Origin of the sequence: Acidovorax kalamii (assembly GCF_002245625.1) — a bacterium.
In the GTDB taxonomy this organism is placed as follows: Bacteria; Pseudomonadota; Gammaproteobacteria; order Burkholderiales; family Burkholderiaceae_C; genus Acidovorax; species Acidovorax kalamii.
In genome coordinates, this window is sequence record NZ_NOIG01000011.1 from 98,224 (window position 1) to 121,017 (window position 22,794).

The window sequence follows — 22,794 nt, forward strand, 5'->3', positions numbered from 1 at the left end:
TCGGAGGTTTCAATGAAAAAGATGCACTCGTTTCGCCGGTTGGGCCGCAAGGTCCAGCAAGGTTTCACGCTGGTTGAGCTGGCCATTGTGCTGGCCGTGATTGGACTAATCATCGGTGCCGTGGCCATCGCCAAGGATGTTCAGCGCAACGCCGAATACCAGAAGGCCGTCAACAAGTTTGCCTACCAGTGGAAGATGGCCTATGACCAGTACTACCAGCGGACCGGTGTGGTAGTGGGTGATTGCCAGCAAGCCCCGACCTACATGGTGGATGGCACCGAAACTTCGATTAACGGAGGGAATGCCTGCACCCGCGTGGGCTCCATGAACGTACCAGGCATTCCCGCCAGCTTCACTGACCGTGGCCGCAAGATCTGCTCTGGCCAGGGCTATGCAGCGAACACGGTCGGCGCTGGCGATGCCACGCTGGCTACCGTAAACCTGCGCGAACTGATGACACGTGCCGGCGTCCGCATGCCTCCTGGCCGTGGCGAAGGTCATGAAGACCGCTTCCTCTACATCGACTCCAATGGCAATCCCGCCGAGCTTCAAGTGTGCTTCCAGTTCAACGATGCCGGCGTTGCAAGCGGCGCAGGGAACGTCATGGTGATTCGTGGCCTGACACCTGACTTGGCACGCTTCATGGACCAGGTGATTGACGGAAAACCGGACTCCCGCGAAGGCCGGTTCCGTATTCAAGGTCGTCCGCAGCAGACTGCAGCCAACCAAGCCAATGCGCCCGGCAATCAATGGGAAGCCAACAACACTCAGGGCGTTGCCATCAATGTGGGCAGCGGTAACAGCACCCAGATGAACAACAGCGATGCGCGTGCGGCTGTGGACAACACCTCGGGCAGCGGTGCGGGTACAGCAACCGGCCGCACCTTCGACGAAGACCAGGTCATCTTGCTGACCGCCCACTGGATCATGGAGCAGTAATTGAACGGCACCCGTACGCTCAAGTTGGCCTGCCTGGCACTGGCCACTGCCCTGCTCGGCGGTGGAGCCTGGCTGGCGCAACGCGGTCTCAAGCAACTTGCTTGGGAGCGGCAGCAATTCGCGCAGTTGCAACAGGGGCTCGAAAGCGCCCGCAGTCTTGTGCCTGAAGTGCAGCGGCGCGAGCAACTGGTGCGTTCTATCAAAGACGTTTCGCAACAGGTGGAGCGCATGGGCTTTGACCCGTCCCAGTGGGGCGAGCGCAGGCTGCGCCGTGCCGTAGCCCCGGCGACGCGGGTCGAGGCGGCTCAGTTCCTGGGCGAACTGGGCCGTGGCGGAGCAGGGCAGATTTTTGTGGCGGATGTGTTCGAGATCGGCACGGTGTCGCCGGAGGCCAGCCTGTTTCAACCCCCGCTGCCTGGCGACCATGGGCTTTTGCTGGGCGTCACGGGCACGCTGCACTTCCAGACGGCGTCTGTTTCTCCATCGCCGAAGGTGACTCCATGAGTGCAGAACATGTGTATCGCATAGCCAGTTCCGGCTGGCTGCACTGCCACGGGCATCAGGTCGAAGAGGTTCCTGCATGGCCGCGCTTGACCCACAGTGCCCTGGTGGTGCTCGACATGGACGACGTCTACACCGACGTCTGGCGTTTCGAGGGCAAGACCGAGTACGCCGCTGCGCTGGTTGAAAAGCGTGTGCGCACGCAGGGTCTCGTCGAAGGCGCCGCACACGTGGTGGTGCACCGGCTGGTCAAGTTGCCGGGCGGCTTTCAGGTGTTCTTTTCGGCGATTTCGCTGGACTTGTGGCAGCGTTGCACGCAGTGGGCCAAGGAGCAGGACGACCATTGTCTGGTCATGATGGCTGGTGGCCTGCTGTGTGACGGCGTGGCTTCCGGCGGTGCGCGCATCGTGCTGACGCAACGGCGGTTGATGTGCTTCGTGCAATCGGAAGAGGGCATGGTCTTTGGCTCTACCCAGGCATTGGGGTCTGGGCCATCTGCCATGGCGAGTGCTGCCCAGGTACTGACGAGTAATCACAGTGCTTTGTTGACGCGGCTGGGCGCTGAGGCTGTGGAGTGGGGCACGCTGTGGTCCACGCAGCCCGTCGATGTGGACACCTGCCTTGCTGCGGTACGCAGCGTGGCAGGTGGCGCACCAGTGGTCATGCATGCGCAGGAGATGACGCTGGCTTCCGAGCGGGTGCATACCGTCATGCCCGCACTGGCACGCCAGGCGGCAGGCCGCCATGCGATGAATCCAGGTCTGGAGCGGGTGGCATGGCGTGCCGAGCGCTGGGTGGCTCCGATCACCGTGGTAACGGCGCTCGTCGGCATCGTTCTGGCCATCGTGGGCGTGCTGGTCGGGCAACTGGCGGATCAGCAGCGCAATGCGGGCATGAACCAGCGCGCAGAGCTGGAGACGCTGCAAAGCCGAATCCAGGCGGTGTCATCGGTGGAGGCTCCGCAGAAGCTGTTGCCGGTGGCAGAGTTCTCTCGCACGCTCGATGAGGGCGCGCGCCATGATCCAGTGGCGTTCATGGCCGTGTTGAAAGCTGCGTCCAACAAGGACATTCGGATTCAGCGGGTGCGTCTGGAAACCACGAACTCTTTGGGCAGCGCGCAACCCAGCAAAAAGGCATTCCGTGTAGACGGCGTGGTTGCACCTGGTGCCTCGGCTTCCGTGACGCGCTGGGTTTCGCAGATGGCTGCGGCTGGCTGGACGCTCCGGGCGGTGGACCCCACCTTCACGCTGCCAGGTTCTTTCTCGTATGAGCTGGTGGCCAATGCAGCAGCACCAGGAAATGTGAAACCATGAAATACGCGGCTTTACTTCTCAATGGGCTTGCCATTCTTTTGCTCGGCTGGGGGCTGTATGGCGTGTTTCAGCTAACTCAGGCGCGTACCCCTTCGATGCGTCTCATGACCGTGGAGCTGGCGCCCTTGCCAGCCGCTTTGCGCACGGATCAGGAGCGAGTTACTGAGGCCTTTGGCGCCATGTCTCGCATCCAGGCGCAGACGACGACGGCTGGTACCGATCCGCAGCGTCTGATCGCGCTGCCGGTGCCTGGCAGCGATGTCGTGGGCAGCGTGCAAATGCCGCGCCGTTCCCTGTCATTGCATCTGGACGATCTGGCATCGGAGCGGCAGTCGGTGGTGATTGACGGCCAGCTGGCTCGTCAGGGCGCACGGCTGGAGGGCGGCGGACGTGTGGTGCAGGTGCGCCCCAGCGAGGCGGTGGTCACAGAGCGGCTGGGTCGCCAGACCCTGACGCTGCCCCAGGGCGATTTGCGGGTGGGCACGCTGCGCTGGCCCGACGGATCGCTGGCAAGCATCAATACCCAGGAGTTCCGCTCGGGCCTGCCGGGCGGGCAACCCGGCCCCATCAAGAGCTTGCCATGACCACGAAAGCCCGATGGCAGCAGACCGGCAACGTCGCGCATGGTTCGACGAGTGCATTGCGTTGTGGGCTCCCGTCGGCTTCTCCTCATGACCATTTCAAGAAATCACGCTAGTAGCGCCAAGGACAGCGACATGAACAATCCTCCGTTTTTCAAGCCATTGGCGCTGGTATGTGCCGCCGTAGTCCTGGCTGGTTGCGCCAGCCCTTCGCCCCGTAGCGCTGCCAGCCTCCCGCCGCCAGACACCAGCGCGGCGGACCAGATGCGTGAGCACGCTGCGCAAGAGGCGCAGCGCTTGCTGGTACATCAGCAGATGCTGCTGGCAGAGATCAACAAGACGGCCGCGGCACCAGTCATTGCGCCAATGGCGCCGGTGTTCGATCCCCTGGAAGGCAAGCTGATCAACGTGGCCATGTCCCGCGCCAGCATCAGCCAGATACTGAGTGCATTCGCCGACGCGGGAAACCTGAATCTGATCGTTGATCCGAATGTGCTCAAGGGCGGCCAGCTTGCCGATATGCACTTGCGCCAGGTGACATTGCGTGAAGGCTTCAATGAAGTGCTGCGCACCTACGACGTGGCCGGCGAGTTCCGTGGCAATACGTTGCGTGTCAACCTGACCGAGGAAAAGTTCTTTTCACTGAACTTTCTCAACACCAAGACCAGCATTCAGATGGGTTCTGGCGGCAATGTTTTCGGCAGCACCAATTCGGGTGGTGGAGGCGGAAGCGGCAGTGGAAGCAGCGGTGGTGGCGGATCGGGTGCCCAGCAGGGCAGTCTGACCATGTCGGGCTCTGGCGGTGGCAGCACGGACCCGTACCAGGAAATCGAGACAGCGCTGAAGTCGGTACTGGGCGACGCCAACCAAGACCGTCTGGCCCAGCAGCAAATGCAGCAGCAGAACCTGACCATGACGACGCCGGGTTCTTCCTCGTCGGCTTGGATTGGAGGCGGGGCCAACCCCGCACGTCCGGCCCAGTTGCCGCAGGCCCCTTTGGCCACCATGAACGAGGACAGTGGCTTCACGCTGAACAAGATGACGGGCACGCTGTATGTGAAGGCCAGGCCTTCCAAGATGCGCGCTGTCGAAAAAATGCTGGCCCAGGTGCACAAGGTGCTGGGAAAGCAGGTGTATGTCGAGGCGCAGCTGATCGATGTACAGCTGTCTGACAACTTCGAGTTCGGAGTGGACTGGACATCCTTGCGCAGCCGTCTGGCCGCCGGCTTTGGTTCGTCGCCCATGCAGCTGGGCGGTAGCTCGGGCACGCTGCCGAATGCCGCCACTGGTTACCCTTCGCGGGCCATTTCCATTCCCGCAGCGCTCATCGGTAGCGTGGCCGGGCCTGCACTGGGGGTGTCTTATCAAGGCAGCAACTACGGGATCGTGATCAACGCGCTGCGCTCGTTTGGCAATCTCAAGGTGTTGTCCAACCCCAACGTACAGGTGCGCAATGGCACCCCTGCGTTGCTGTCAGTGGGCACCAGTTCGCGTTATGTATCCCAGTCTGCATCCACACAGACAGTACCTGGCGGTGGAGCTTCCACCACCTCGTCCAGCGTACAGACCGACACGGTGTTCTCCGGCGTCATGGTGGGCGTGCTGCCCATGGTGCGTGACGATGGCCGCATCGAGCTGCTCCTGAATCCCATGCAGAGCGATGTGGACCCGGCCAGCCTGCAACTTGTAGCTGTAGGGGGCGACAACCTGGTCTCCCTGCCCAAGGTGAGCTACAAGGGGCTGACAACGACCTTGAACGTGGGTGATGGCGACGTGGTGGTGGTCGGGGGGTTGATCGACCAGCGCAGTTCCAACAATGATCGCGGCGCACCTGGTATCTCCGACGTGCCGCTGCTGGGCAAGTTGCTCGGTAATGAAAACAAGGTGCACGGAAGCCGTGAGCTGGTGATCGTCTTGCGGGTGCGTGTGCTATGAGTCTCATCCACGACGCGCTGAAATCCATGGATGCGCCTCAAGACTCCAAGCCTGCCATGGCAAGGGCTTCCAAAGCGACGGTGCGTGGCCGTCCTGCATGGCTGGATGCCATGCTGGCTTTTGCCGTCGTACTGGGGGCCGGGATTCTGGGTTGGTTTGTCTGGCAAACCCAGATGAAACCCAAAGCGCTGCCGCCGCCAATGGCGGCTGCGCCGAGTCCGGCCCCGGCTCCTGCTCCAGCCCTGGTGACGGTAGCTTCGCCAGTCGCCGAAGCGGCTGCGCCTGCAGCGGCGTCGCAAGCGCCGGTGACGGCAGTCCCCGCTGAGCCTGTTGCGTCCCCGACACCTGCAATGGCTGCGGTTCCTGCGGCTGCGCCAGCACAGTCACAGACTCCCACTCAGGCGGTTGCCATGGAGCCAGCTGCGCCCAAGACGGTCCTAGCAGCCAGCCAGCGCAGTGATGTCGCTACGCCCACAGCGGTTCCCGTGACCCGTACCAGCCCGACGCGGCAGGCGCGTGGTACCAACCGCCCCAACACCGCCGCTGCGCCCGTTGTGGCGACGGCCCCCGTATTGGATGACACACCGGTGGAGCTACGCTTTGCCCGCTTCGTCGCTGCCATGAAAGAGTCGCGGACGGTCGATGCGGAACGTGAGCTGGCTGGGCTCAAGGAGCGGCTTCCAGCAGGATCTCTGGGACTGCTACGCGCGCAAGCCTGGTTTGACCTGCGCGCTGGCCGCGATGCTGCTGCGGCGGGCGGTTATCGCACCATCCTTGAGCGCCTGCCTGGCGATGAAGAGGCTGCCATCAACCTGGCCAGCATCCAGTCGCGCCAGCAAAAGACGGAAGAAGCCCGTGCAACCCTTGATGCGGCGTCACGACTGCAACCGGATTCGGCTGCGTTGCGGGCTGCATTGGCCCAGTTCACCCCTGCTGCACGGCAATGACGGCCAATTCCATCTACGCCACGCTGGGGTTGTCTCGTAATCCGTTTCCGCCTACACCGGATGCGGGTTCGTACTTCTTCACGCCGCGGCTGGAGGAGGATTTTGCGGAGATCGTGCACTGCATCGAGGCGCGCAAGGGCTTTGTTCTTTTGACCGGTGAAGTAGGGCTGGGCAAGAGCACTTTGGTGCGGCGCCTGCTGGACACCCTCAGCGGCAAGAACTGCCATTCAGCACTGATCCTGAATACCTTTTTGCAGGATAGCGCTCTGTTGTCCGCCATACAGGCAGACTTCGGTTTGCCGCCATCGGACTCCGTGGAGCAGGGACTGGCGCGACTTACCGAATTCCTGATCGCGGGGCACCAGGCAGGCGAGATCAGCTTGCTGGTGATCGATGATGCGCAGAACCTCAGTGTGGAATCGCTTGAACTGGTGCGCTTGTTGTGCAATCTGGAAACCGGCCAGGAAAAGCTTTTGCAAATTCTGCTGGTCGGACAGCCCGAGCTGGAGGAGACCCTGGCGACGCCGGAGTTGCGTCAGCTCAAGAGTCGCATCATCAAACACGCTCGCCTGTCGGGTCTGCAAAAGGATGAAGTCACTCGTTACTTCGACTTTCGCGTGAACGCTGCGGGCGCAGAAGGGCGCCTCTCCATCGAACCTGCTGCAGCGGACGCTTTGCACCGGGCCACGCAGGGCAACCTGCGGCGCATTCATCTGGTGCTGGACCGCTGTCTCTATGGTTTGGCGAGTACCAGGACATCTGTAGTGACGGATTCGCTGGTTCAGCGTGCGGTGGCCGATCTGCCTGCACTGGGGGATGAAGCCGCAGCGATTGCCAAGGTGACTGGCGGCTCTCGCGGTCGCAAGGTCTGGGTGCTTGCTGGCTTGCTGGCTGGCACCACAGCAACCGTCGCGTTGGCCAGCTGGGGGTTGGCGACCCAACCTAGTGAGCATGTGTCGCCAGCGGCCGCAGTGGTGGCAGCCCCGGCTCCTGAGGTAGTTCGGCCGACAGTGTCAGGCGATGCGTCGGCGGTTCTGCCCAATGGCAGCTCTGCGCCCGCCGTGGTGGCTGCTGCACCGGTACCCAAACCGCAGCCTGCGGCTGGGGTATCCGGGCGTGAGGCGTGCGAAACCCAGCTCAAGGCGGCGGCTAATGCTGACGAGGTTGTGCACGTTTACCGCCTGCCCGATGGCATGGTGGACAGCCTGAAACCATCGACGCGCATGTGCCGCTTCAACGTGGACAAGGAGTCCTGGGTCGCATGGCTGGGGCGCCACAACGCGCGCAACATCGAGGCCGCTGAACAGGTCACGCGCAAGGTGCAGGGCAAGCTCAAGAGCATGGGCCTACTGGACAAGCGTGAGCCGGACGACGGTTTTTTTGGTTCGAAGACTGGAGAGGCGTTCGCCCGCTTTCAACTGCAGCAAGGTCTGCCGCCGACTGGCAAGCCTGACGAACTGACCTTCTTACTTCTGGAGCATCAGGATGCATCCCCCCGCTGAATCATTGCTAGAGGCCTCGGGCCAGTTGCAGCCCGCAGGCCCTACGGCCGAGGATCGCCTGGCGGTGCTGCGTGACAAGAGTCCTTCCCTGGGCGCTGCGTTGGTCAATGCTGGCCTTGTGTCAGCAGTCGCCATCGACTACGTGCTGCAAAAGCAGAAGATCGAGAAGGTGCCCATGGGCAACCTTCTGGTGGAGCTGGGTTTCGCAAGTGCCAATGAGGTTGCACGCCAGCTTGCTGGTCAGCGCGGCCTGCGCTTTGTCAACGCCGACGAAATGCCGGAGCCCGATACGGCGGTAGCCGGCATCTTCAACCGATCGCTGTGCCTGACATATGGCTTCCTGCCTGTGCGGGAAAACGACGAAGGTCTGATCGAGGTAGTGCTGGGCGACGCACAGCCGGACACAGTGACCGAGCTTGTGCAGCGCAAGCTTGGCAAGGGTTGCCATTTCTTCCAGGGAGAGTTCGACAGCGTTGCCCAGGCCATCCAGCAGCACTATTACTTTGCCGAGCACCCGCCTGCACGACTGATCGAAAGCGAGGTCCGCAAGCTCGAAGCCGACGTGGATCGTGCCTACAGCCCCGCTCGCTTGCTGGAGCACATGCTTCACCTGGCTGTGCGCGAACGCGCGACCGATATTCACTTGGCGCCCACGGCGCGCAGCCGTTCGGTGTTGCTGCGGGTGGACGGCGTTTTGCGCCCTGTGTTTGCGCTCTCGCCGGCCTTGGACCGCCTGGTGGTCTACGTCAAGCTGCAGGCTGACATGGATGCCAGCGAACAGCGCTTACCCCAGGACGGGAGCTTCACAGCACAGGTGATGGAGCACAACTTCACCATCCGTGTCTCCACCTTGATCTCGGAATTTGGCGAGCGCATGGTGCTGCGCTTGCTGCCCGAGCGCAGCAACCTCGACAAGTTGGCGGACCTCGGGTTCCTGGAGGAGGACGTGGCCGTCATGGCCAAGGCGTTCTCGCGCCCGCATGGCCTCATCTTGATCACGGGCCCCACTGGCTCAGGCAAGAGCACGACGCTGCACGCCGCCCTGCGCATGCAGCCCTTGATCGAGCGCAATGTGCTGACGGTGGAGGACCCGGTGGAATACCGCGTCCCTGTCGCCTGTCAGACCGAAGTGAACCGCCGTGCGGGCTATGAGTTCGCCAATGCCATGCGGCATTTTCTTCGGCATGACCCCGACATCATCCTGGTGGGTGAGATCCGGGACTCCGAGACGGCGCGTGCAGCGTTGGACGCTTCTTCTACAGGTCACTTGGTGTTGTCTACCTTGCACGTGGGCAGCATTTTCGGGGTAATGCCTCGCCTCAAGCTCTTGGGTGTGGACACCGAAACGATCGCCGAAAACCTAGTAGCGGTGATCAACCAGCGCCTCGTGCGCCGTATCTGCCCGCATTGCGCCAAGCCACGTCTTGCGACTGACGATGAGCGCCGCTGGCTGGGGCAGGGCGCTACGGGCGAAATGCAGCAGGTGTTCCATGGTGCCGGCTGCCATCACTGCCGCGACACTGGGTATCTGGGCCGCCTCCCGGTGTACGAAATGCTGGTGGTCAATCGTGATCTCGCAGACGCCATCGCGTCGGACGCCACGCGCGCCGAGATGCGGCAACGCGCGCTGGCTGCGGGAATGCGACCCATCTTGACCTTGGCGCGACACCGCGTGTTGGCAGGTGAGACCACGATGGAGGAAATCCTCCGCACCGTGGGCGAGGACTGAGCCGCTTTGGCGGAAGCATTGCATGGCCAATCTCAACACTTATTACTACCGCGTACTGCTGCCCCACGGTGGGGTGCGCTCGGGTCTGTTGCGCCTGGCAGTCAAGCGCGACTTGTCTGCCCGTATGCGGCTGGAGGCCGACACTGACGGCACGGTGATCAGCCTCTGGCGTTTTCCTGGATGGCTGGCAGTGGTGGCCGATGCGCTTTTGCACCTGTTCCGAAAGCAGGTGCGCGGCGAGGATCTTGCAGGCTTCCTTCGCGACCTGGGTCTCATGATGCGCGCGGGTGTTCCCGCCCTCGATGCGCTGACCACCCTGGTGGAAGAAAGCCACAGTGTGGGCAATCCGGCCATGGCGTCTGTCGCTCGCAATATGTTGGACGACCTGAACGCGGGTGTGGGCATGACCGAAGCTTTCAATCGGCACCCCAACGTGTTCCCCGAGACCGTGCGCAACCTAATCTCCATCGGGGACCAGACAGGTACTCTGGACCGCATGCTGGGCGAAGCCGCCGAGCACGTGGAGCGAATGATCAACATCCGGCGTGACATCAAGACTGCGCTGATCTATCCGGCGTTTGTGTTCGCCTCCATCATCGGCGTCGCTATCTTCTGGATCTACTACGTCGTGCCCAACATGGCGCGCCTGTTTAAGCAGCTGCAGGCGAAACTGCCGCCCATCACTGAAGGGCTGGTGGCGTTTGCTAACTTGCTGTCCACCCATCTGCCCTGGGTGCTGCTGGTCACTGTCATCGTGGTGTCTATCGGCGTTATTGCGTTCAGGCGGTCCGAGCGATTCCAACTGGCCACCTATACCCTGATGCACCGGTTGCCGATTGCTCGCACGTTGCTGGTGTCTTCTGGCATGGCGCATATCACCGAGCACCTTTCCATCCTGGTGCGTGCGGGGGTGGATATGGTGTCCAGCCTGCGCGTTCTGGGGCGGGCCACCAAGAACCGCTACTACCGCACCCGACTGATCCACGTGGCGGAATCGGTTTCGCGTGGGGAGTCTGTGTCTTCATCCATGCGGCGTGTGGGCGGCTTCCCCGCCATGGCAGTTCGCATGATTTCAGTGGGGGAAGAGTCTGGCAGCCTGGATCAACAACTCTCTCACCTAGCGGCGGACTATCGCAAGCGTCTGGAAGTGTTGGTGAAGTCGCTGGCGGAAATTCTCAAGCCTCTGATCATTCTGGTGGCGGGTGGCCTGTTTCTTTTCCTGATCGTTGCATTGCTGCTGCCGGTGTACGACCTGGTGCGCCAGTCGGTAACGCAGAGCATGGGAGGCGGCTAGTCATGTGTCTGGATTGCCCGACAGTTTTGTTTTTTTTGAAAGCCCGCCAGCAGTTGTGCGGGGCTGGGTGCTGAAGCATGCGCAAGCCTTTATTGATAGGTGGCGGCCTGGGGCTGCTGGTGTTGGCTCTGCTGGCGGGCAGCTTTTGGCTGGCTGGTAATAACGCCCAAACCACTTCCACAACACCTGCCAGGGCGAGCGTTGGTCAACGGGTTTCGCCGTTGCCATCGTCTTCTTCTCTGGCTGGGCAGACCCCTTCTGCGGCAGGGGGCGCCAGCGCAGCTTTCCGTTCGCCACAGGAGGTGCAGGAGCGGCGGCGCCGTCTGGCGGAGGTTCGTGCCGAGTTCAATGCCTTGCGCGCTCAAGGGGCCAATGCGTCGCCGGAGCGCATGCTTTCTTTGGTCAATGAACTTGAGGCGCTGGCACCGCCAGGGTTTGATCCTCGCTATTACCAAGCCCTGCGCAAGATGCTCGAGTCCAGTGCGCGCATTCAGGTATTGAACAAGGAACTGCAAACCATCAGCAAGAGCACATCTCCCAAAGATTTGGAGCGTCAGAAAGTACTGATGGACGAAATGCGTGCGCTGGGTGAGCGTGTCGGCGCGGAAGCTCGGAATTTGCAAACCTACGCACCAAAGCCAGGGTCAGGGGCTAAAACGCCATGACTATTTGCTGCTTCCCGTCGCTCCACCTACCTTCGTGGCGGGCTCCGCAGCGGGGGTTTTCTTTGTTGGAGGTGTCGGTAGTGCTCGTCGTCGCCGGCTTGATGTCATGGGCTGCCTTCAGTGGTTATGAGACGGTATCGGCGCAGCAGGAAATCGAACGGGGCCGGGCGGAGGCCCACCAGCTTCAGTCGGTTATCCGTGCATTTGCATTGCGACACGGTCGGCTGCCGTGCCCTGACGCAGCTGGCACTGGCTACGAGTCGCTGACTTCGGGCAACTGCACCTCGGGTACCCAGGTGGGCTGGTTTCCTTATGCCTCTGCGGGGTTACCCATTCCATCTGACCCGCTGCGCGCACGCTATTCCGTGTTTCGTAGTGCGAATGTCGACGTGACACGGGATGCCGATCTGGCGGTGGCTCTCGAACGTTCCGGTGATGCGGAGGGGGCGGATACGTTCAGAGACGTGACGGATCTCATCGTTGCGCTCAATAGCGCCTCTCGAATGACTTTTGCTTCGTCAAGAACCCACATCACAGGCGATGGCGGTGCAAGCGGAAATATCGACTGCGCTACCAACGCCTTCATGGCGGTGGCGTACTGGGTTGTCGTCCCGCTGCAGGACCGCGACAACGATGACAGCCGTCTGGACCCACCTCACGCGCTGAACAGTGTGTGCGCGGCAAGCCCTTCCGCGCCACGGAGGCGCCTGTCCGATGACGTGGTGATGGCGGAGTCTCCCATTCAGTTGGCGGGCTGGCTGCGTTCCAGCTTGCCATAGCGGTATCAACAAAACACCAACAAGATCCATGCGTTCCTTCTTTTCCAGAGTCCCCGCATCCCGTCAGACAAGGTCTGGCGCGCGTGGCTTCGGGCTCTTGCAGGTGTTGCTGCTGATCGCGGTAATGTCGGGCCTTGCCACGATTGGCTATCTGCAATGGCGCGAGCGGGCACTCATCGAGTCTTCGCGCCAGGAGCGGCAGGTGCTCGCCCAAGCGGATCAGGCGCTCATCGCATTTGCCACGGTAAACCATCGGTTGCCGTGCCCGGACATCAACCGTGACGGAGAGGAGGATTGCGGAACACTGACCGATCAAAAAGGCTGGCTGCCGTCCGTCACGCTACGCCTTGCGGGCGCAGATCCTGGCGTGGATGTAGGTCAGCTGCGCTACATGGCACAACGAGGTGCGGGAGGCAACAACCTCACTACGCTGACAGACTCGTGGAGACCGCTGGCGTACGACGATACGGGCACGACGTTCTTCGACATGCGTGGAGCGGGCTACCCCAGTGACATCCTCACGTTGACGGACCTATGCCAACGCATTGATACGGCTCGTACTACCACGATATCTGCCGGTCTGGCCCGCGTGAATGCGTCCCCGGTGCGTTCTGTTGCCTATGCGTTGGCACACCCCGGCAGTAATGATGCGGACGGCGATGGCGATCTGTTCGATGGAGCGAACGCCAATGGCGGCGCGAATGCTAATTTGATGGAAGATCCTGCGCGGCGGCCATTGCTTGCTACCTACAACGATATCGTTCTGGAGCGCTCCTTCACCAGCTTGTTGGCAGCTTTTCAGTGCCAGCCTTTGATCGATTCCATCAACGCTGTAGCCTTGGGCGAGGACATCGTGAGTCAAGTGGCAGAAATGAAGGCAGACAATATCGAGGCTGCGCGGCGCGCCGTTGCCTTCTCGACGCTGGCCGCCATCATGACCAGTCTGGAGATTGCGCTGGCCGTGGCAGAAGGTATTTCGGATGCTGGCAATGCAGCTGTCGAATGGGTGACCTGCGCCGCATCGCTGGGGCTGGCTGTCAATGCGTGTGCAGCAGCGCCGCAGCACACGGTGGCCATTGGGCTTGCGGGGGGCGTGGTCTATGCCAATATTGCAGCCGTGGCCCTGAACGCCACGGCTGCAGGTATCGCGGGAACAGCCCTCACGCTGGCAGATAGCTCTGCAACGGCGGCAGACATTTGTCCTCCGCGTGATCAGAGTCTGATCAACCAGATGCTGGCGAGCGCCAAGACTGAACGCGACAACGCAGTGAATGCGCTTGCCGCTGTAGATGCTGAAATCGTTAATAAGACGAACGAGCGCAATACAGCCATCACTGTGCGCGACAACACAGTGGCATCCCTGCGAGCGTTGCTGCGGGGGAACGGCGCATCGTCGCAGATTGATGACCGTGTGGATCCGCTGCTCAATGCCGCACTGAGCTGGGGTAACTACTCTTACGCTTACGAGGCTGCGGTGGCCAATGTCAGCCGCGCCACCGAAGCGCGCGACACCTGGGCTGACAAAGTCGCTAGCTACGACGCCATGCTTGCGGACAGCGCGGGCTCTCTGGCGCGGCTCAACGCAGACATCGCTACGCTGGACGCGCAGATTGCCGCCACTAGCCCGAGCGACACTGAACGGCTGAATCTGTTGCGCGGCCAGCGCTCCGGCAAGGAAGCCGAAATCCGCATGCTGGAGAGCATTCCGCAGATACAGACCCTGACCAATGAAATTGCGGCGCTGGATGCGCAGATTGCTACCAATCCGCCGAACAAGGCGGAGTTGGAGAAGGAGCGCGCACGCAAGGCCCGTGAGTTGGATGCCAATCTGTTCCGAGCTGCTCGCGCTGACGCGGTCAATTCGCTGGCCTCTGCCCAGGCGACGCTCAACACCGCAATCGCTGACCGAGATGCTGCGTCATCCAGCTTTGGCCAGGCCCAGACGCAATACCAAACCACCTACGCCAATCTGACTGGCGCCGGCCGTTACGCTGTTTACGATGGCAACGGTAATGTGATTGCCTACCGGTGCACGAGCGGGTGCGCGCAAGGCGAAGTGAACATCGCCAACGATCTCAACAGCTTGTTGTGGAATCTATTCGGTTTTCCTGGCACTACAGCCCCCAGCACAGATGCGACGTATCTGAAACCCTTGAAGCTACAGAAAGAACTGGACGCGTTGGCGAAGAAGCGGGAGGCCGCCGCAGAGCGGGCAACCAAGGCCCAAGCGCAAGTAACCCAGATGCAGGCCATGGTCGATAACCCTGCTGCTTGCACTACCACGGGGTCGGCTGTGGTCCCCATGACGCCCGCACAGGCCCAGACTATTTTGGAGAACGTGGATCGCAAGGGAGGCACCCGATGAGGCTCAAGCACCTCTCTGTTCGACGGCAGTCGGGATTCTCTTTGGTGGAGCTCGGTGTGGCGATGGCCATCGTCGGCATCATCGGCGTCATTGTCTGGCGTTGGGTAGCCTCCACCCGAGAACCGCTGGAGCGGCCCGCCATCGTGGGTCAGCTGGCAGAGGCGCAGGCTGCGCTGGAAGGCTTTGTGCTGGCGCAAAGCCGCTTGCCCTGCGCAGCATCCAACACAGGTGGCAATGAAAACTGCGCTGATGCCACGGCTGTCTTTCTGCCATGGCGCACTTTAGGCTTGAGCAGCCGTTTCGGCCAATTGCACTACGGTGTGAACCGAGGCGGCACGGGTTTGAATCTGGCCCCCGAGGCGGGTGCGCTCGCGCGATCGGTGTCACCTGACCTGAATCTCACACTGACCGGCATTCCCTCCTCTGATCCAGATTTGCCTGCCGACGCAGCGGTTGATGCAGCGCTGGCCAATGTGGCGGCCGCCATGACCGCCGCTGCGACCCAGCGCGCTGCGGATGCGAATGGCCTGGACTGGTGCCGTGTGCTTCGGCGGTTTGCCGCCAACCCTGCGGCGGCTGGCGTTCTGCAGGCGGGAAACGCCACCGACAGCATGCCTGTCGCGTTTGTGGTTGTGCACCCTGGTTTGAACAACATCTTTGAGGGAAGCAATGTCAGTGGGGGTGCGGGTGGGCGATTCTTTGATTTCCCTGGCCGGGTTCAATCCGCAAACTACGACGACATCGCGATCGGTGTCGGTCCAGCCGATCTGGCGGGGCGCATTGGCTGCGCTACTCGTTTGAGCGCCATGCAGGCCGCTGCTCAAGCGGCTTACACCGCTTATGACAATGCGCTTTTGACGCAGGAGTATTGGTCGCTGCGTGTGTTCGACATTGCGCAGGCCGAGTCTGCATTGTCAGGAGCCCAATCAGGTGTTGCCTTGGCGGCCGTCAACGCCGCCCTGGCGGGCGGTAGCTTGGCGTTGGCGATTGCATCAGCTTCCAATACGGAAGGGATCACCATATTCGGTATTGCACTGGCTGGTGTGAATCTCGGACTCGCAATAGCTGAGGTGACCTTGGCAGCAATTGACCTAAAAGAAGCTGAGGACGCGTTGCAAGCTTCCATCGACAAGGAGGCCGCTGTGCGCGCCTATGTGGTGCATTTGTACGAGACGCTGGCACAGGCAATGAACTACGCCGTGCTGCTTGACCGCAAGGGGCTCAATCCATGAAGCGCCATATGATGGGTTTCACCCTGGTGGAACTGTCGGTCGTTCTCCTCGCGCTGGGCTTGATCCTGCCAGGTGCGGTGATCTTCTGGCAATTGTCAGAGCGCCAACGTGTGACCACTGCCCAGATGGATGTACAGAAGCAGGCTCGTGATTCGCTGCTGGGTTTTCTGCATGCCAACTACCGCTTGCCTTGCCCCGCTGCCAACTCGCTCGGCGCAGAGGATTGCGCGAGCAACCGTCAGGTGGGATTTTTCCCGTGGCGCACGCTCAATCTTCCTCGGCCAGAAGCCGGAGCGCTACGGTACGGCGTTTCTCGCGCTCCTGACTCTGCCTCTGCATCTTTGGATGAGGATCTGGCGGTACGGCTGGATCGCATGAATCCGCTGAGGGTGCGCACACCCGATCCCAAGCCACAGAATGCCGATGCCCCGAATCCGAACGCGCCTCCGATTCCCGTCTCAGGTGCGGGACTTTTGGGCGCGACCTACTCCGGCGACGATGCAACGCCGCTGAATGCTGCATGCAACGCGGCGAATGCGCCTCCATGTCCCCTGGGAGTTGAAAATGCCGTCAATCTCATAGACATCTGCTTGGCGTTGAACCGGGGCGGTGATGGCCTCGTGCCTGCTGCGGGACGACTGGCCACGCAGGTGGGAGCCAATCGGCGGGCAGCCGCGTTTGTAGTTGCTGCTCCCGGAATGCTCGACGCAGATGGGAATGGTGCGGCTTTTGATGGCGCGAACGCAACGGCGGATAACACGACCCCAACCTTTGAGGCGCCGGGCCGGGCCGTGACCGACACCTATGACGACATCGTGGTGGCAGCAAGCCACAACGAATTGTTTTCAGAGTTGAGCTGCGGCGCTTCGCTGTCTGCAGTTTCTCATGCCCATTTCAACGTCGCCACAGGCTCCCTTGTGATGGAGCGGGCGATGTATGACTACCGCGATCAGCTCTATATCGCTGTGGTGCTGGCACGGGCGGATGTGGCGGCTGCAGCCGCTGGCGTAGCGTCGGCGGTGGCGGGATCGCTAGACGCTGCGAAGGAGATGGTTTCCGCAGTGGCAGACACAACGATGTCCGTGGGCGCGCGAGCCTTCCAGATTGCCTTGGCTGCTGTCGGTATCGGGCTGGCGGTTGCTAGCGACGTGGCAGCGGCCTACGCAGTGATCGATGCCGCCTTGTCGTTAGCAGAGGCGGAGCAGGTTCACAGCGACTTCGCGGCCCGCACCACGGCCATGACCAACTTGTCGCGCACCCTTAACGAGAATGCGCTGCGCGCCGATGCGATCGGCCATTGAATCCCAAGCTTATCGAGTTACGCACCATGACCCCCATTTCTGCATTCACCGCTGGCGGCCGCCTGTCTCGCCGCCAGCGCGGCTTCTCACTGATCGAGTTGAGCGTGGTCTTGATCGTTATCGGGCTTGTGATCGGCGCTGTGGCTGTAGGTCGGGACCTGCAGCGGTCCGCTGCCAACCAGCGTTTGTCCACGGACTTCATCCAAGGGTGGCAACTCGCTTATGAGGCGTACTTCAACGGCGTGGGCCGCCCGCCTGGAGACAACCCGTCCAATCCGACGGGGCGCGTGAATGGCAATGCCACCCCGGCGGGCACGGAGTTGTGCGGTACGACAATGATCAATGAGTTTTTGGCAGCAGGAATTCGCGTACCTACAGGGCGTACAGAGGGTCAACAAGACCGGTACGTGTACCTCGACAGCAATGGCAACCCCCAAGAGGCGCGTGTCTGCTTTCAGAGCGTTAATTGGTCTGAACCCGCCGATACCGTGAACAACTACGTGCTCCGTCCACGCAACGTGATGGTGATTCGTGGAGTGACCTTTTCCTTGGCGGGCTCGTTAGACCAGCAGATTGATGGCCGCACCGATGCGCGTTTTGGAAGCTTGCGCGAAGGGCCTCTGGCGAACGGCACAGTACCTGCTGCCGACACAACCAACAGTACGGGTATGAACTGGTCCATTGATGACCGTGTTGCATTCGGTGCTGCGGTGCCAACTTCGCTGGATGAGTCTCAGGTGGCCGTGACTACGGCCTATTTCAAGATGATGCGTTGAATGCCGCCTTCAAGACCGTTCGTGGACCTGGATTGAGCAGCCGTCAAAACCCCGCCAGCTGAAACCGCTGGTCAAAATTCATCTTGCCCAGCAGGCGCAGCGCGGCGTTGCGGGTGGTGTTGTCTACCTTGCTGATGTCCAGGCTATAGCGCTTGGCGGTGGACACAACGTCCACACATTTGTGGCCCCACTGCACGGCCACGAGCAGGGCGGGGCGCTGGCCGGCTTCGGCGCCCACCGATACGCCGCGCTGTTCGGGGCGCAGCATGAATTCGAGATGGGGGGTGCGCACCAGGGTGAGGCGGTCGGCGCCCCGGGGGCCGAGTGCGAACGAGACCACCCAGTCGTCTTCGTCTTCCACCGTCACAAACGGAACATGCTGGGGTGCGGCCATGGTGCTGGGCGTAGGGGTTGGAGGGCGGGGCGGGTGGGCCGCCGTGGTGCACTGCCCGGGGTGCGGGCGGGCGCCAGTATGCCGTTGCAAGCGCTGTGCCTGCTGCGGGAGAACCCGAGGTTGGGCCTTTCCAACGCGGGGCGCGGGTGTCAGCCTGGTGCAAGGCTGGCGCGGTGGGCGGCGATGCCGTGGGCGGGTGGGGCGGATGAGGCCAGGCCGTGAATTAGGGTAGCGAAAATCGGCCTATGCGCTCGACCATCATGACTTTTTTGGCTATTGTTTTAATAGCAATTGGGTGAGGCCTGGTGCTCTGCCGCGCCCATGGCCAATCTAGTCGCCAGTTGGCCCACGGTGGCCAGCGCGGCCTGCAGCCGGTGCTGGGCGGGGTGGCCGTAGTTGATGCGCACGCAGTGCGCAAACCGCTGGTCGGCCGAGAAGATCTGCCCGGGCGCCAGGCTGATGCCCTGCTGCAGTGCCAGCCGGTGCAGCTCCAGCGCGTTGACCGGGGGCGGCAGCTCCACCCACAAAAAGTACCCACCCTCGGGCCGCGACACCCTCGTGCCGCGCGGGAAGTGCTGGGCCACCGCTGCCAGCGCAATCGCCTGTTGTTGTTCCAGGCTGCGGCGCAGGGCACGCAGGTGCCGGTCATACCCACCCTGGGCCAGGTACTCCGACAGCGCCTGCTGCGATGGCGTGGCGGCAGAGAGCGTGGTCATCAGCTTGAGTCGCTGCACGGCCGTGGCCTGGCGGCCCGCCGCCACCCAGCCCACGCGGTAGCCGGGCGCCAGGCTTTTGCTGAACGAGCTGCAGTGCATCACCAGCCCTTCGGTATCAAACGCCTTGGCTGGGGGCGGGCGCTGGGGGCCAAAGTGCAGCTCGCCATATACGTCGTCCTCGATCAGCGGCACGCCGTGGTGGGCGAGCAGGGCGACGAGTTCGCGTTTTTTTCCCTCGGGCATCAGGCTTCCCAGCGGGTTCTGAAAGCTGGGCATGAGCCAGCAGGCCTTGATGGGCTGGTGGGGTGGCTGGCGCTCCAGCGCCTCGGCCAGCGCGGCCAGGTCGATGCCGTCGCGCGGGTGGGTGGCGATCTCCAGCGCCTGCAGGTTCAGCCGCTCCAGCGCCTGCAGCGCGGCGTAGAAGGTGGGCGATTCGACCACCACCACATCGCCGGGCTGGGTGACGGCCTCAAGGCAGAGGTTGAGCGCTTCCATCGCGCCGTTGGTGATGATGATTTCTTCCACATCCACCGCCGTGCCGTGCACGCCGTAGCGCAGCGCAATCTGCTGGCGCAGGCGTTCGTCGCCGGGCGGCAGGCTTTGCACGATGTTCCACGGGTCGAGCTTGCGCATGCCGCTGGCCAGGCACCGCGCCAGGCGCTCCAGCGGAAACAGCTCCAGCCCCGGGAAGGCCGAGCCCAGCGGCACCAGGTCGCGGTCGCGTGCCAGGCCCAGCACTTCGAACACCAGGTCGCTGATCGCCACGCCGGTGGAGGTGGCGGCGGGCTGCGAGGGCAGGGGCTCGGCGGGGCGGGCCTCGGCCGTGCCGGGCAGCCGGGCGCTGACGTAGTAGCCCGAGCGCGGGCGAGCGTGGATCAGGCCCTGGGCCTCCAGCAGGTAGTAGGCCTCGAACACGGTGGACGGGCTGATGCCCCGCGTGCGGCTGGCCTCGCGCACCGAGGGCACGCGGTCGCCCGGGCGCAGCGCGCCGCTGTGGATGAGCTGGGCGATGGCGTCGGCATGGCGTTCGTAGCGTTTCATGGGCGTAGAAACCGGGTGCAGGCGTTGATGCAGGGCAAACTGATCTGTATTTTTAACTGGAAACTGAATCTGTACTGTTTTTTGATGTGCGCGTAGAGTTGCTTTGGAATCTCCCTGTGCTCCGTTGCCCCACCCATATCCCCATGATTGATTGCCTGCACCGTTTGCATCGCCTGCTGTGCCCCCTTGCTGTTGTGTTCTTCCTGTCTGCGGGCCTGGCTGCCGGGGTGGCGGCACAGCCCGCCCCCACCACTGCGGCACCGGCCGCCGCCATGGCCCCGCGTGTGCTGGCCTGCACCGTGTGCCACGGCAAGGAGGGCCGCGCCACGCCAGACGGCTACTTTCCGCGCATTGCGGGCAAACCGGCGGGTTACCTGGCCAACCAGCTGCTCAACTTCCGCGACGGACGGCGCAGCTACCCGCAGATGACCTACCTCATCGAGCACCTGACCGATGACTACCTGCGCGAGATGGCCGAACACTTTGCGGCGCTGGACCTGCCGTACCCGCCCCCACCGCCGCCCCAGGCCCCGCCCGCCGTGCTGGAGCAGGGCCGCAGGCTGGTGCAGCAGGGCGATGTGGCCCGCAACGTCCCTGCCTGCGTGGCCTGCCATGGCGCGGCCATGACGGGCGTGGCGCCGTCCATCCCCGGCCTGCTGGGGCTGCCGCGCGACTACCTCAACAGCCAGCTCGGCGCCTGGAAAACCGGCCAGCGCCGCGCCCATGCGCCGGATTGCATGGCCGACATTGCGCGCCAGCTCACGCCCGAGGAGGTGAGCGCTGTATCTGCCTGGCTGGCGGCCCAGCCCGTGGCGGCGGGCGGCAAGCCTGCGCGCACCCTGCCTGCCGCCATGCCCGCCCGCTGCGGCGGCGTGGCCGATGTGCCGGTGGCTGGACGCTGAGGAGGCGCAACGATGAAACGCATCCTCTGGACGATCTCTTGCGCACTCGCGGCCCTGGGCATTGCCGCCGCCGCTGTGGTCACCTTGAACCTGCGGGGCGAAGAACCACTGCCCGCCACCGAAACCCTGCAATCCACGCCCGCACTGGTGCAGCGCGGCGAATACCTGGCCCGCGTCGGCAACTGCATGGCCTGCCACACCACGCAGGGCGGGGCGCCGTTTGCGGGCGGGCGCGGCATCGAGACGCCGTTTGGCGTGGTGCACAGCTCCAACCTCACGCCCGACAAGGCCCACGGCATTGGCGCGTGGACATCGGCCGAGTTCTGGCGCGCCATGCACCATGGCCGCAGTAAGGACGGGCGGCTGCTGTACCCGGCCTTTCCGTACCCCAACTACACGCAGGTGACGCGCGAGGATTCGGACGCAATCTTTGCGTATCTGCAGAGCATTCCCGCCGCTGCCGACGCCAATCGGCCGCATGCCTTGCGGTTTCCGTACAACACGCAGGCGGCGCTGGGTGTGTGGCGGGCGCTGTTCTTCACGCCCGGAGCGCCCCGGCCCGAGGCCACGCAAACGGCCGAGTACAACCGGGGCGCTTACCTGGTCAACGGCCTGGGCCACTGCACCGCCTGCCATACGCCGCGCAACGCGCTGGGTGCCACCACCGACGCCAAGGCGTTCACGGGCGGGCTGATCCCGGTGCAGAACTGGTACGCGCCTGCGCTCAATGCGGCGCATGAGGCGGGTGTCAAAGAATGGAAAACCGACGACGTGGTGGCCTTGCTGCAAACCGGCGTGGCCCCGCAGGGCTCGGTGCTGGGCCCCATGGCCGAGGTGGTGTTCCGCAGCACGCAGTACCTGAGCGATGCCGATGCGCGCGCCATGGCGGTGTACCTGCAGGGCCTGCCGCAGCAGGAGCACAAGGCGCTTGCTGCCGGGGCCGCACCACCGGCCAACGCCCTGGCGCGCGGCGCCAAGGTGTATGAACAGCACTGCGCCCAGTGCCATGGCGACCAGGGGCAGGGCGAGCCCGGTGCCTTCCCCGCGCTGGCGGGCAACCGCGCCGTCACGCTGGCCGACCCCACCAACCTGGTGCGCGTGGTGCTGCAAGGCGGCTACCTGCCAGCCACGGCGGGCAACCCGCGCCCGCATGGCATGCCGCCGTTCCAGCAGTTGTTGTCCGACGAAGACATTGCAGCCGTGACCACCTTGGTGCGCAACAGCTGGGGCAACCGGGCGCCCGGGGTGGGTACCATTGAGGTTTACCGCGCCCGGGAACGGCGCGGTTTGTAGCGGGTCCGCTGGTGTTGACGGACTGCTGCGCCAGCCCCAGGAGCCCGTTTGATGTCCAGCCCCGCCACACTGCCCCCGTCCACCCCCTCAAGCCCTGCGGCCGCCATGCCCGGTGGCTGGTGGGCCGTGTGCCTGTGCGCGGCCTGGTGTGGCACCTGCGGCATCTACCGCCCCTTGTTCGACGAACTGGCCCGCGTGCACCCGGACGTGCGGTTTGAATGGGTGGACATCGAGGACGAATCCGATCTGGCGGGCGACCTGGACGTGGAAACATTCCCCACGCTGCTGATCGCCGATGGCGAGCGTGCGCTGTTCCTGGGCCCCTTGCTGCCCCAGGCGCCGGTGCTGGCGCGGCTGCTGGCCAGCCTGCAGGCGGCCACGCCTGGCAGCAGTGCCGGGGCAGGGCAGGAGGCCCAGGGCGTGTTCGAGCGCGTGCGGGCCGCCCGCGGGCGCTGAGGCGCTGCGGGTTGTTTGCTCCTGTTTTGATAGCTAATCGCGCTTGATGGTCGCGCGCAAGAGGCATTTTTTTCCTTGAACTTTGTGTCTTCCCCCTCCGCACCCTGGTTTCCCATCAACTCGCTGCAGGCCT

General features: G+C 63.2%; 20 protein-coding genes. 18 read left to right on the forward strand and 2 right to left on the reverse strand.

Features of this window, described 5'->3' with window-relative positions:
- Positions 1 to 12 precede the first annotated feature (12 nt).
- From CBY09_RS17265 to CBY09_RS17335, 15 genes are all read left to right on the forward strand, one after another.
- Positions 13 to 939: a type II secretion system protein gene (locus CBY09_RS17265; protein ID WP_094290829.1), complete on the forward strand. Its 927-nt coding sequence runs from the start codon at positions 13 to 15 to the stop codon at positions 937 to 939.
- A complete protein-coding gene (locus tag CBY09_RS17270) occupies positions 940 to 1,443 on the forward strand; it encodes a hypothetical protein (protein WP_094290830.1) in 504 nt (167 codons plus the stop codon).
- Positions 1,440 to 2,753 carry a hypothetical protein gene (locus CBY09_RS17275; RefSeq protein WP_094290831.1) on the forward strand — a complete coding sequence of 438 codons (1,314 nt, stop codon included), beginning with the start codon at positions 1,440 to 1,442 and terminating at the stop codon, positions 2,751 to 2,753. The genes CBY09_RS17270 and CBY09_RS17275 overlap by 4 nt, the downstream gene beginning before the upstream one ends.
- A complete protein-coding gene (locus CBY09_RS17280; protein WP_094290832.1) occupies positions 2,750 to 3,337 on the forward strand; it encodes a hypothetical protein in 588 nt (195 codons plus the stop codon). The genes CBY09_RS17275 and CBY09_RS17280 overlap by 4 nt, the downstream gene beginning before the upstream one ends.
- A 132-nt stretch (positions 3,338 to 3,469) precedes the next feature.
- Complete coding sequence (gene mshL, locus CBY09_RS17285) at positions 3,470 to 5,269, forward strand: pilus (MSHA type) biogenesis protein MshL (protein WP_094290833.1); 1,800 nt, start codon at positions 3,470 to 3,472, stop codon at positions 5,267 to 5,269.
- Between the two features lie 485 nt (positions 5,270 to 5,754).
- Positions 5,755 to 6,216: a tetratricopeptide repeat protein gene (locus CBY09_RS23965; RefSeq protein WP_205734161.1), complete on the forward strand. Its 462-nt coding sequence runs from the start codon at positions 5,755 to 5,757 to the stop codon at positions 6,214 to 6,216.
- The gene (locus CBY09_RS17295) at positions 6,213 to 7,718 is read left to right on the forward strand and encodes an ExeA family protein (RefSeq protein ID WP_094290835.1); all 1,506 of its coding nucleotides are present in this window, start codon (positions 6,213 to 6,215) and stop codon (positions 7,716 to 7,718) included. Before CBY09_RS23965 ends, CBY09_RS17295 begins: the two co-directional genes overlap by 4 nt.
- Positions 7,702 to 9,447, forward strand: a complete 1,746-nt coding sequence (locus CBY09_RS17300) for a GspE/PulE family protein (RefSeq protein ID WP_094290836.1) — start codon at positions 7,702 to 7,704, stop codon at positions 9,445 to 9,447. Before CBY09_RS17295 ends, CBY09_RS17300 begins: the two co-directional genes overlap by 17 nt.
- Before the next feature lie 22 nt (positions 9,448 to 9,469).
- Positions 9,470 to 10,741 (forward strand): type II secretion system F family protein, encoded by a 1,272-nt coding sequence (locus tag CBY09_RS17305; RefSeq protein WP_094290837.1) that lies wholly within the window; start codon positions 9,470 to 9,472, stop codon positions 10,739 to 10,741.
- Between the two features lie 77 nt (positions 10,742 to 10,818).
- Entirely contained in the window at positions 10,819 to 11,406 is a 588-nt protein-coding gene (locus tag CBY09_RS17310) for a hypothetical protein (RefSeq protein WP_094290838.1), read from the forward strand.
- A complete protein-coding gene (locus CBY09_RS17315; RefSeq protein ID WP_094290839.1) occupies positions 11,403 to 12,185 on the forward strand; it encodes a prepilin-type N-terminal cleavage/methylation domain-containing protein in 783 nt (260 codons plus the stop codon). The genes CBY09_RS17310 and CBY09_RS17315 overlap by 4 nt, the downstream gene beginning before the upstream one ends.
- A 28-nt stretch (positions 12,186 to 12,213) precedes the next feature.
- The gene (locus tag CBY09_RS17320; protein WP_094290840.1) at positions 12,214 to 14,550 is read left to right on the forward strand and encodes a coiled-coil domain-containing protein; all 2,337 of its coding nucleotides are present in this window, start codon (positions 12,214 to 12,216) and stop codon (positions 14,548 to 14,550) included.
- Complete coding sequence (locus CBY09_RS17325; RefSeq protein WP_094290841.1) at positions 14,547 to 15,782, forward strand: type II secretion system protein; 1,236 nt, start codon at positions 14,547 to 14,549, stop codon at positions 15,780 to 15,782. Before CBY09_RS17320 ends, CBY09_RS17325 begins: the two co-directional genes overlap by 4 nt.
- On the forward strand, positions 15,779 to 17,083 hold the full coding sequence (locus CBY09_RS17330) for a type II secretion system protein (protein WP_094290842.1): 1,305 nt from the start codon (positions 15,779 to 15,781) through the stop codon (positions 17,081 to 17,083). Before CBY09_RS17325 ends, CBY09_RS17330 begins: the two co-directional genes overlap by 4 nt.
- Positions 17,084 to 17,109: 26 nt before the next feature.
- Positions 17,110 to 17,859, forward strand: a complete 750-nt coding sequence (locus tag CBY09_RS17335; protein WP_094290843.1) for a type II secretion system protein — start codon at positions 17,110 to 17,112, stop codon at positions 17,857 to 17,859.
- A 43-nt stretch (positions 17,860 to 17,902) separates the two neighbouring features.
- On the opposite strand, the gene CBY09_RS17340 is transcribed toward CBY09_RS17335, so the two are convergent.
- Both CBY09_RS17340 and CBY09_RS17345 read right to left on the reverse strand, forming a co-directional pair.
- Positions 17,903 to 18,253: a hypothetical protein gene (locus CBY09_RS17340; RefSeq protein ID WP_094290844.1), complete on the reverse strand. Its 351-nt coding sequence runs from the start codon at positions 18,251 to 18,253 to the stop codon at positions 17,903 to 17,905.
- Between the two features lie 281 nt (positions 18,254 to 18,534).
- Entirely contained in the window at positions 18,535 to 20,010 is a 1,476-nt protein-coding gene (locus CBY09_RS17345; RefSeq protein WP_094290845.1) for an aminotransferase-like domain-containing protein, read from the reverse strand.
- A gap of 143 nt (positions 20,011 to 20,153) precedes the next feature.
- Here CBY09_RS17345 and CBY09_RS17350 point away from each other — a divergent pair, with 143 nt between their 5' ends.
- From CBY09_RS17350 to CBY09_RS17360, 3 genes are read left to right on the forward strand one after another with little or no spacing between them, the layout of a single operon-like run.
- Positions 20,154 to 20,912: a c-type cytochrome gene (locus CBY09_RS17350; protein WP_094290846.1), complete on the forward strand. Its 759-nt coding sequence runs from the start codon at positions 20,154 to 20,156 to the stop codon at positions 20,910 to 20,912.
- Positions 20,913 to 20,924: 12 nt separating this feature from the next.
- A complete protein-coding gene (locus CBY09_RS17355) occupies positions 20,925 to 22,205 on the forward strand; it encodes a c-type cytochrome (protein WP_094290847.1) in 1,281 nt (426 codons plus the stop codon).
- Positions 22,206 to 22,256: 51 nt separating this feature from the next.
- On the forward strand, positions 22,257 to 22,661 hold the full coding sequence (locus CBY09_RS17360; RefSeq protein ID WP_094290848.1) for a thioredoxin family protein: 405 nt from the start codon (positions 22,257 to 22,259) through the stop codon (positions 22,659 to 22,661).
- Positions 22,662 to 22,794: the final 133 nt, after the last annotated feature.

Bases quoted from the DNA above. Each gene is read 5' to 3' on its own strand.
- CBY09_RS17265 (WP_094290829.1), top strand. From the start codon at position 13: ATGAAAAAGATGCACTCGTTTCGCCGGTTGGGCCGCAAGGTCCAGCAA.
- CBY09_RS17275 (WP_094290831.1), top strand. From the start codon at position 1,440: ATGAGTGCAGAACATGTGTATCGCATAGCCAGTTCCGGCTGGCTGCAC.
- CBY09_RS17280 (WP_094290832.1), top strand. From the start codon at position 2,750: ATGAAATACGCGGCTTTACTTCTCAATGGGCTTGCCATTCTTTTGCTC.
- mshL (WP_094290833.1), top strand. From the start codon at position 3,470: ATGAACAATCCTCCGTTTTTCAAGCCATTGGCGCTGGTATGTGCCGCC.
- CBY09_RS17295 (WP_094290835.1), top strand. From the start codon at position 6,213: ATGACGGCCAATTCCATCTACGCCACGCTGGGGTTGTCTCGTAATCCG.
- CBY09_RS17300 (WP_094290836.1), top strand. From the start codon at position 7,702: ATGCATCCCCCCGCTGAATCATTGCTAGAGGCCTCGGGCCAGTTGCAG.
- CBY09_RS17305 (WP_094290837.1), top strand. From the start codon at position 9,470: ATGGCCAATCTCAACACTTATTACTACCGCGTACTGCTGCCCCACGGT.
- CBY09_RS17310 (WP_094290838.1), top strand. From the start codon at position 10,819: ATGCGCAAGCCTTTATTGATAGGTGGCGGCCTGGGGCTGCTGGTGTTG.
- CBY09_RS17315 (WP_094290839.1), top strand. From the start codon at position 11,403: ATGACTATTTGCTGCTTCCCGTCGCTCCACCTACCTTCGTGGCGGGCT.
- CBY09_RS17320 (WP_094290840.1), top strand. From the start codon at position 12,214: ATGCGTTCCTTCTTTTCCAGAGTCCCCGCATCCCGTCAGACAAGGTCT.
- CBY09_RS17325 (WP_094290841.1), top strand. From the start codon at position 14,547: ATGAGGCTCAAGCACCTCTCTGTTCGACGGCAGTCGGGATTCTCTTTG.
- CBY09_RS17330 (WP_094290842.1), top strand. From the start codon at position 15,779: ATGAAGCGCCATATGATGGGTTTCACCCTGGTGGAACTGTCGGTCGTT.
- CBY09_RS17335 (WP_094290843.1), top strand. From the start codon at position 17,110: ATGACCCCCATTTCTGCATTCACCGCTGGCGGCCGCCTGTCTCGCCGC.
- CBY09_RS17340 (WP_094290844.1), bottom strand. From the start codon at position 18,253: ATGGCCGCACCCCAGCATGTTCCGTTTGTGACGGTGGAAGACGAAGAC.
- CBY09_RS17345 (WP_094290845.1), bottom strand. From the start codon at position 20,010: ATGAAACGCTACGAACGCCATGCCGACGCCATCGCCCAGCTCATCCAC.
- CBY09_RS17350 (WP_094290846.1), top strand. From the start codon at position 20,154: ATGATTGATTGCCTGCACCGTTTGCATCGCCTGCTGTGCCCCCTTGCT.
- CBY09_RS17355 (WP_094290847.1), top strand. From the start codon at position 20,925: ATGAAACGCATCCTCTGGACGATCTCTTGCGCACTCGCGGCCCTGGGC.
- CBY09_RS17360 (WP_094290848.1), top strand. From the start codon at position 22,257: ATGTCCAGCCCCGCCACACTGCCCCCGTCCACCCCCTCAAGCCCTGCG.